Below are 9,063 nucleotides of genomic sequence, written 5' to 3'. Positions count from 1 at the left end.
CCAAGAAGCACCAACACCAGTTAAAGTGGAAACCAAACCAATCTCCGTAATAATACCTCCCGCAATACCTGCCAAAAGTTTAGTATCAGTTAAATAAGTCATAACCTTAGTAAAATTCATATTTTCAACAGAACTAACAATGCCCCCAATCATAGGATCAATAATACAACTCAATACAGGATTTAGTATGGACAAATCATTGACTAATTGTAAGATATTGTTTAAATTATTTATCAATGAAGACTGTGAATTGAAATTAAAGCTACCTAAACTTATACCACCATCATACATAGATGGGGAAATCAAAGATGCCACATTACCCAAAGCATCAAATTGCAAGTAAGAAGAATTATCACCAAAACCAAAGAAAGTGCCACCTAAATTGTCTTGATAGCAACTAAATTCACTGCCATTCAACAAGCCACGTAAAATCTCACAAAACGCACAAGTAGAATTCAAACCATTCAAACCGACAACATACTGCTCAAGCAGACTACTCTTCAAACAATACTCATTCAAAGCAAGCTGATGACTATAACTATCAATTGAGGAAAACCAAATATTAGTCTGAACATCAATGCCCCTACCATTGAGATTTACAAAAGAACCAATCAAATAATAACTATACTTAAACCAAGTAGAATCATAACTCTCAGAAACCTCATCAGCCAATTTATCATCCAACCACTGATAAGACAAAGCGGTTAAAAAAGACTCATAAGCAACCTTACGAGCATTATTGGAACTGAAATTAGCATAATCCTCCAAATAATCACTCATCAAATCATCAGAAATTTTACCTCCTTTATTCAGCAAATAAGTCTCAATTGCCTCAAAGCCAATGCTGGAACTCCAATGACTATTATTCAAATCATTATTAAAAGTATTGTCACCATAATATAAATACTCAACTGTACCGGAACTGATATCATAACTTGGACCAAAAAGACTTTTTTCAGATTCAACCAACCTAAACTCAGTACGAACTGGATAATAGATGAAGTTTCTTGCATTGACATTATGACTGCTGGCAAAAGCATTGGTAACACTTGTAATGATTTCTGATGTGAAATAAAATGACGCAATTGCCTGATTATTCCTTAATATGGTTACATTGGAAATGTTCTTACTGCCATATCGTTTGCCATCGAATATGACATTAAAAGAATCAAGATCACCATAAGCATATCCCAAGAACCTAATCAACACATTATAACCATCAGAATACAATAAAAACCCACTATGCCTAATAGGATCGTCAATGCTTACATTTACTGCAGACCTATTATCATCCATTGAAAGGAAATAATAGACACTGTGATTCAGCTTTGTGGCACCGCTGAGATTGTAGTCATAAGTAAACTTATATAAATTACCATTCTTATAGATTCCTATTTCCCGACCGAAAGGAATCTTGTAATGATTGTTATTTATTGTTATGTCGTTCTTCAATGTCATGTTGATGGTATATGCAATGTTTGGGATGTGGGATGCGAAAATCGTGGATATGCGATTAGATGCCTTATAGTCATCATCCCCCAAATAACTGACAAAGACTGAATAATTATTGCTTTTCAGATTAATGGCCAATCGGAAACGACCATCATCATCAGTCACCCTGTAATAGGTCTTGTTTATTGCATTGATGTAAATGCTGACATTTGCATTTGCAATAGGGTGTCCGAAATCATCTAACAAGCGCCCGACAAAATACTCCCCCTTCTGATGGATCTGATTTTCAACAATGTCAAACCGGGACTTGATTTTAAGATTATCTGGAGCTATGTATAAGTCACATTGTCCTGCAAAAGGTTTAATGTCTGTCAAAGGATTGCAATAATAGGATATGACATATTTTCCAGGTTCCAAATCAGAAGTGGGGATAGTGATGATGCCGCCGTCTCCACTGTTTAAGACATATTCCTTGACTATTTCCATGTGGGAATTGATGATTTTGCAGGAAACATCCACTCCTCCAAGATGAATGTCCTTATAGACCAAGGACACATTGATATCCTCAGAGCCGCTATGAAGCAAATACTCATCTTCGCTTTCGAATTTGAAAGTAGGGGAAACGTTGAATGTGAAATTACATTCACAAGAATCATACATGATAGAATCATTTAAGAAACAATTTCCTGAATAGGAACCATGATCAAAAGCATCATTGACAATTGCCAAGCCTTGCAAATCAGTTATTAGATCATATGTCCTATTGCCAACATTGATAGTTACTGATTGGTTGAAAATAGGGTTGTTATTGGAATCTAGAACAATGAATGATAAATAATCGTCTTGTGAAAGATTTGTGTTGATTATGGAAATATTAGATGATGCTTTCATTATGGATATGCTGGAATTTCCTACAGAATGCAAGTAATTATCGTCCTCATCGAAACTGTAAAAGAGGGTGTAGTTTCCAGGGTTCATGTTTAAGTTGTAATATGCATATCCCCATAAGTCAGTGGTCAAATTGCAGGAATACTCTCCGATGGTTAATAGGATGTTTTTATTTGCCAGTGGTGTTCCGTACTCGTCAATTAGCAATACCTTGCCTGATGCAGACCCATAATCAAAAACAGCATCATTGGAGATCATGTATGTTAATGATTTCATTGGGTAAATGTCTGTTTGCATGAAATTGCAAGAGCCGATTCCATAATCAGTTACTGTGTCATTGAACTGGTAATCGTCAGCAAATGCATATGTAACGGAAGCATTTGGGAAACCATTATATGAAATGCCTTCAATATCCACATCAGTTAAGTTAGAAAATGAATTTCCCTGTTTTAAATCAGTCATGTTGACAGCAGACCAACTATTTATAATACCCAAATAATTTCTTGTACTTACTGGATCAGCAACATACCAAATGTCACCGACAAGTATTTGAACCCAACCATGAGCTAAAACGAGCTCAGATATAAAAACAATATTATTCGCTTGATTGATTCTTACTGGAACATTGATAGCCCTGCAAAGTGCAGCCAATAACCTATCCTGATCATAAAAATTACCATACCCATTAACCAAAGCATAATCGGCACCTCTAGAACCAGTATAGAAAGTATAAGTAATGCAATCTCTCACATAATAAAACAAAGCTTCAACTTTATCGTTAATAGAGTCTAGATTACTAGTTAAATTATTTGCACAATTAATTATATCAGGACTGGAATCTTCATTAAATAAATAAGAACTATTATCACTACCATTATAATATTCATTTAACCCTGGCCTAAAATCTTCTTCATTTAAAAAAACAGTGCTTGTAGTATAAATCCAAGTCAGTGATGAGTTAACATCAGTGTCAAAATCGTTTTTCTTTGGTAAGAATCCTGTTATATTATAAAATGCTAAAATTTTTGTAAAGCTATAGGTATAAGTCTTGAAATCAATGTCACTGCCAGATAAAGATGCGTTGGAAGGCATGTATGAATTCATCTCAGCAAAGAGCACAATGTTTTCAATGAGATTCATATATGAAAAATGAGTCAAGGCCCCACTGGAAATTGAATCTTCATAGTCACATCCCCTATAAATGTAAGGCAAGACGATTGATGAATTCATTTCATCTTCTATATTGCAGATGGCTTTTGCCATCAAATATGAGGATTCAAATATGCTGATGTTATTGCCGGATATTTCCCACTGCCCAGGCAATAAGAGATTATTGTTTATATAATCATATAGGCTTATGGAGGAGTTGATTATCTCTTCAAGTGTGAAATTCATTGAATCATGGGTAACATTTATCCAGCCTGTTCCTGAGCAGGAATCATAATCATCATGGCCATTATAGGTTAAAGTTGCTTTCCATAATCCTTGAGAAAGATTTAAATTAATGGATCCGGCGCCTTCATCATCAGTTATGCTTGTGTAATTTATGCCATTGACATTCAATGTCACTGTTTGGTTGGGAAAAGCCAGTCCGTCGGATAGGAGTCTGTAATGGAATTTTCCTTGGGAATAGAGGTTTTTGGATACGTTGACAAAGAAAGTGTTATGCATAATGATTTGGATGTTGGTTGGGCAATAGCATCCCAAGTAGTCATTATCGCCATCGAAAAAGATTGAAGCCTCGTAATATCCTTTGGCCATGTCAAGGTTTAGCATGACCTTTCCGTCAGAGTCTGTGTTTATATAATGGTCTTGTCCGTCTAGGGTGATTTTCATGGTTTTGTTCACTAAGTAGTTGCCGTAATCATCTTTTAAATATGTGATTAGGTTTGTGTCATTTTGATAGTATTTGATTATGCTTGAAGGTGTTATGATGTTGGTGAATGCTTTTTCAACTGTGATTGTAATGGTTTTGTTGGATGCGGCATATGTGGAATCTCCGGCAAAGCTGATTTTTGTGGTATATGTTCTGGGATGTGCGCGTATGGTTAAGGTGAACTTGCCATCGGAATCTGTAGTTCTTGTATATATGGTTCCGGAAAAATTTAAGACTACGGTTTTTCCTGATATTGGATTGCCTGAAGTTGTTTGAAGATATGCCACCAGATTTGTTCCATTCAAATAACGTTTAGTGAAACTGGAAGCAACAATTTTTGTACTTATCTTTGAACGAGGATTAGAGGGAACCTCCTTAGAATCAGAAACGGAACCATCTGATGAATCCAACTCTTCATCAAAATCTGAACTTTGATCTAAATTAGGTGATTCAACATCATCTGTATCATTTATTTCGTTATCACTGAAATAATCATCCAGCAAACTGCTGTCATTATCTATAGTAAAATTTGAATCCATAACATCATTATTATTGTCAACATCACTAGCACTAACACAAGAAACGGTTAAAAATAGTAATAATATTAAAGAAGAAATATAAAAGACTTTTTTAAAAGAAAAATCATCAAAAGATAACATGACAATAAACCTCCCATATAATATAGCTATAAATTATCCTATTCACACTTAATTTCAGAAACCCCTCAAAAACACTTGAAAAAAAAAAATAAAGTGCAAAGATAAATAATTAGTTAAAAATAAAATGAAAAAAATAATGTATAATAATATTCTCAATTTAATATATGTTCTTAGAATATATAATATTTATTAGAAAAATCCAAATAATAGAAAAAATAAAAAATAAAAAATAAAAAAATATGAACTATTTTTTAAGGTTTTTATTTCAAAAAGACTTATTTTAAAACAAATGCTTATCCTTTTTTGATTTTAGGACCTGATTTTGCAGTGTTTCCAGAATACTTGACAGAAGACATTGTCAATTTTCCGCCAGTTTGGAATACAACTCCACCATAGGTCGCATGGTTTTTCTTGAATGTGCATTTTACGAATTTGACACTCTTTCCTTGAAGTCTTAATACACCAGCGCAATGTTTCAAGACTTTACCTCCTTTTGTTTTTACAGTCCAGGAAGCAACCTTTTTAGCTTGGTTTGATTGGAAAAGACAACCGGTTATCTTTGCAACAGTTGATTCAGCGAACAATGCTCCAGCCATACCTGCCTTATTGCTGATGAATTTGCTGTTCTTAATGGTGAATACTGATCTCACACCCATCCAGAAAACTCCTCCACCTTTATATGCAGTGTTTTCCTTAAAGGTACAGTTGGAAACTGTAATGTATACCTTATTCTTATTCTGACTGCAGGCATCCATCACGCCTCCATCTTCGTAAGCATGATTCTTATAGAATTTGGAATTTCCGATTACCAATTTCTTACCATTAAAAGTTATTGCTCCTCCATCTTCATAAGCTACCTTATTGGTATTGAAAGTGCATTTATTGATCTTTAGGTAATCAGGTTTGTATCCATATACAGCACCACCATGGTTTGATGCCTTATTGCTGGTAAATGTACAGCTTGTCAAATTATGGCTAGTACCTAAATTATAATAGATTGCACCACCAGTAAATTGGTATTTGGTAGCTTTGCTATGGCTTTTCAATGCTGTGGAAAGACAATAGTTGGTTTTAAAGGTTGTGCCTGTAATGGATGAAGTCTTTTTGTATGCATGAATTGCTCCTCCATGACCATTGGATTTTCCATTTTCAACCTTGTTGCTTATGAATTTTGAATTCTTGATTACTAGCTTTGAGGTAGAAGTGTAAATTGCACCACCATTCAAGCTAGCCTTATTGCTTTGGAAAGTACAGCCATCAATATTCAATTTACCATTATAAAGGTAAATAGCTCCTCCCTTATCAGAAACTTTATTTCCTGTAAAATTACATTTCTTAAGATTTAAAGTAGATCCAGAAGCATAAATGGCTCCACCAATAGTAGCTTTTGCATTTTTCAAAACAATGTTCCTAAGGGTTACTGTTACACCAGATATGCGGAATATGTCAGTTTTGTTTTGAGCATTGATGTAATGGCCTTTACCATCAATAACCACATTATACTTTATTGAAAATGATTTTGTGATCTTAAGGTTTGCAGTTAAATAAATTGTCTTTTTGCCTTCTTTTAAAGCAGTGTTTAAAGCACTGACTGTTGATACATATGCTGTATCTGATGGGACTGCTGGAGTTGTTGTAGTAGTTGTTTCACCAGTACCATTACCAGACTCAGAAGTACCATTACCTTCACCAGAATCAGTACCATTACCATCGGTACCATTACCAGACTCAGAAGTACCATTACCTTCACCAGAATCAGTGCCGTTTCCGGACTCACCAGCATCAGTACCATCGCCATCAGAACCATTACCTTCACCAGTGCCGTCATTAGGGTCTATATCATTACCATCATTACCTTCATCACCAGAACCACCATCTTCAGAATCATACAGTGGGTTACCAATTCCTAAAGCAAGCTTTTCATCTACGCTTGAGGAAACTGGATCATGACTTTGATCTAATTCAAATACATTATCATCTGCTGCTGCAGAAACAGCATTAGCACAGCAGATTAATAAAAAAAGGAATATAAATATAGAAAAATATTTTAATTTCATAGTCTCCCTCTCCCCCATTCATTAGTCTAAATTAATTAATATTAATAGTATAATATCTTTTTTTAATTGTTTATATACTTTATCAAGTTAATCAATAAATTTTGAAAAGTGGTGAACAGAAGAAGATAAAAAGTAACAATAAAAAAAAGCAATATCAAAAAATTAGAAAAAAAGTTAAAAATAATAAAAATAGAAACTAGTCAGGTGCTCCCAACTAGTGAAAATAATTTTGGTCAAGGTTCTACGAACTGAAGTTCGTGAAGCTTAGCTAAGGTTCCCAAACACCTAAAAGCTTTTCGACTTCATCCTGGAAATCCAAGAACTCTCTTGATTCCCTTTGCCTAGGTCTTTCAAGAGGAACCTCCACTACATCCTTTATTCTACCTGGCCTCTTGTCCATGATCACAATCTTGTCTGCCAAATAGACCGCTTCATCAACATCGTGAGTAACGAAAAGAATAGTGGTTTCAAACCTTTTCCAAACTCCAATCAACTGTTCCTGCAAGGTATGCCTATTCAACATATCAACTGCTGAAAACGGCTCATCCATAAGCAAGACAGGAGTGTGATTCAATAAGGAACGGATAATAGCTACCCTTTGCTTCATACCACCGGAAAGCTCATGAGGATAACTGTATTTGAAGTCAGCCAATCCCACTCTTTCCAAGTATCTTTCAGCAGCAGCAAGATTTTCTTCCTTACTGTGCTCTCCAGATAAATTTAATCCAAACATTACATTATCTAAAACATTTAGCCAAGGGAATAAAGAATACTGTTGAAAAATGAACCCTCTTTCTTTTGAAGGACCTTCTACACGTTCTCCTCTGTCGTAGATCTCACCTTCATCAGGTTCTTCCAAACCTGCAACCATTCTCAAAAGGGTTGTCTTTCCACAACCTGAAGGTCCTAAAAGACAGATAAGCTCTCCATCATCAACATGTAAATTGACATCTTTCAATGCCATGAAATCCTTATCTTTTGTAACAAATGATTTAGAAACATTTTTTATATCAATTGCCAATATAAACACCTTTTAATAATAAACTGAAACTGGTAAATATTCTCTCTCCTTTATCACTAATTTACCAGAATATCCTTTCTTGTGCCTTTCTAAATCCATAATCAAACACAATACCTATTATACCGATAATTATCATACCTACCACTACAGTTCCTGGCTGGAACAATTGACTTGCAGTCAATATCATATATCCTAAACCTCTGCTGGATGCAATCATCTCTGCGGATACGGTACACATCAAAGCGATACTTACCCCTACCTTAAGCCCTGAAACGATATAAGGCAATGCGGAAGGAAGCACGATTTTAGTTAGAATGTTCCAATTGTTTGCACCTAAAGTTTGAGCAGCTTCAATCAAAACATTATCGGTTCTCTTTACACCATCAATGGTATATACGAGTACAGAGAATACACAACCGATAAAGATTACGAATACTGCTGAGGATAAGCCAATACCAAACCAAAGAATGGAAAATGGAATCCATGAAATAGGTGGGATAGGTCTTAAAATACTGATGATCAATGAACTTAATCTGTCTAAAGTCTCATACCATCCAAGAACTATTCCTAAAGGTATTGCAACTGCAGATGCAAGGAGAATACCAGAAAATACCTTTATAAGAGTGCTTGAGGTATGCATAGCCAATTTTCCATTAGTTAACAAAGTCCATGCTGCAGTAAATACATTTATTGGACTTGGTAAAATATAGTATGGAATCATGTGCAAACCATCAGTAAGAAGATACCAAATAACCAGGAGTATAGCCGGCAATATAAATGGTAAAACTTTTTTCTCAATATTCACATAAATCACTATCTAAAAAATTATTTAATATAATTTATTAACCAATATTCTTGCTTAAAAATAACTTTTTTAAAAAATTAATAATAATTAATTAATGAATTATATTATCATTATATTAATGTTTTAAAATACAATAAAATAATATTTTTCTAAACAATTATGTTTGAATTATATTTTGAACGAAATGAGGAACCAAACGGAACGTCAAAATAGAGTGCGTAAAATAAGGAGCGGTCTTCCATTATTTTATGCAGTGTACACCGGCATGCCTACATAATCTAATGCCTCTTTAATCTTTTACAATA

The 9,063-nt window shown here is 34.4% G+C and carries 4 protein-coding genes; all 4 read right to left on the bottom strand.

Features of this window, described 5'->3' with window-relative positions; all coding sequences use genetic code 11:
• A partial coding sequence (locus ACKI67_RS08460; protein WP_407463093.1) for a transglutaminase domain-containing protein occupies window positions 1-4,755 on the bottom strand: 4,755 nt, incomplete at its 3' end.
• Window positions 4,756-5,168: 413 nt separating this feature from the next.
• A complete protein-coding gene (locus tag ACKI67_RS08455) occupies window positions 5,169-6,932 on the bottom strand; it encodes a pectate lyase-like adhesive domain-containing protein (RefSeq protein WP_407463091.1) in 1,764 nt (587 codons plus the stop codon).
• Window positions 6,933-7,200: 268 nt separating this feature from the next.
• Window positions 7,201-7,953: an ABC transporter ATP-binding protein gene (locus ACKI67_RS08450; protein ID WP_407463089.1), complete on the bottom strand. Its 753-nt coding sequence runs from the start codon at window positions 7,951-7,953 to the stop codon at window positions 7,201-7,203.
• 61 nt (window positions 7,954-8,014) lie between these two features.
• Window positions 8,015-8,758, bottom strand: a complete 744-nt coding sequence (locus ACKI67_RS08445; RefSeq protein WP_407463087.1) for an ABC transporter permease — start codon at window positions 8,756-8,758, stop codon at window positions 8,015-8,017.
• Between the last annotated feature and the right edge of the window lie 305 nt (window positions 8,759-9,063).

It is taken from the genome of Methanobrevibacter sp., from assembly GCF_045577275.1.
In the GTDB taxonomy this organism is placed as follows: Archaea; Methanobacteriota; Methanobacteria; order Methanobacteriales; family Methanobacteriaceae; genus Methanobrevibacter.
Note: the sequence above shows the minus strand (reverse complement) of the source record. Positions and strands in the feature narration are given on the sequence as shown.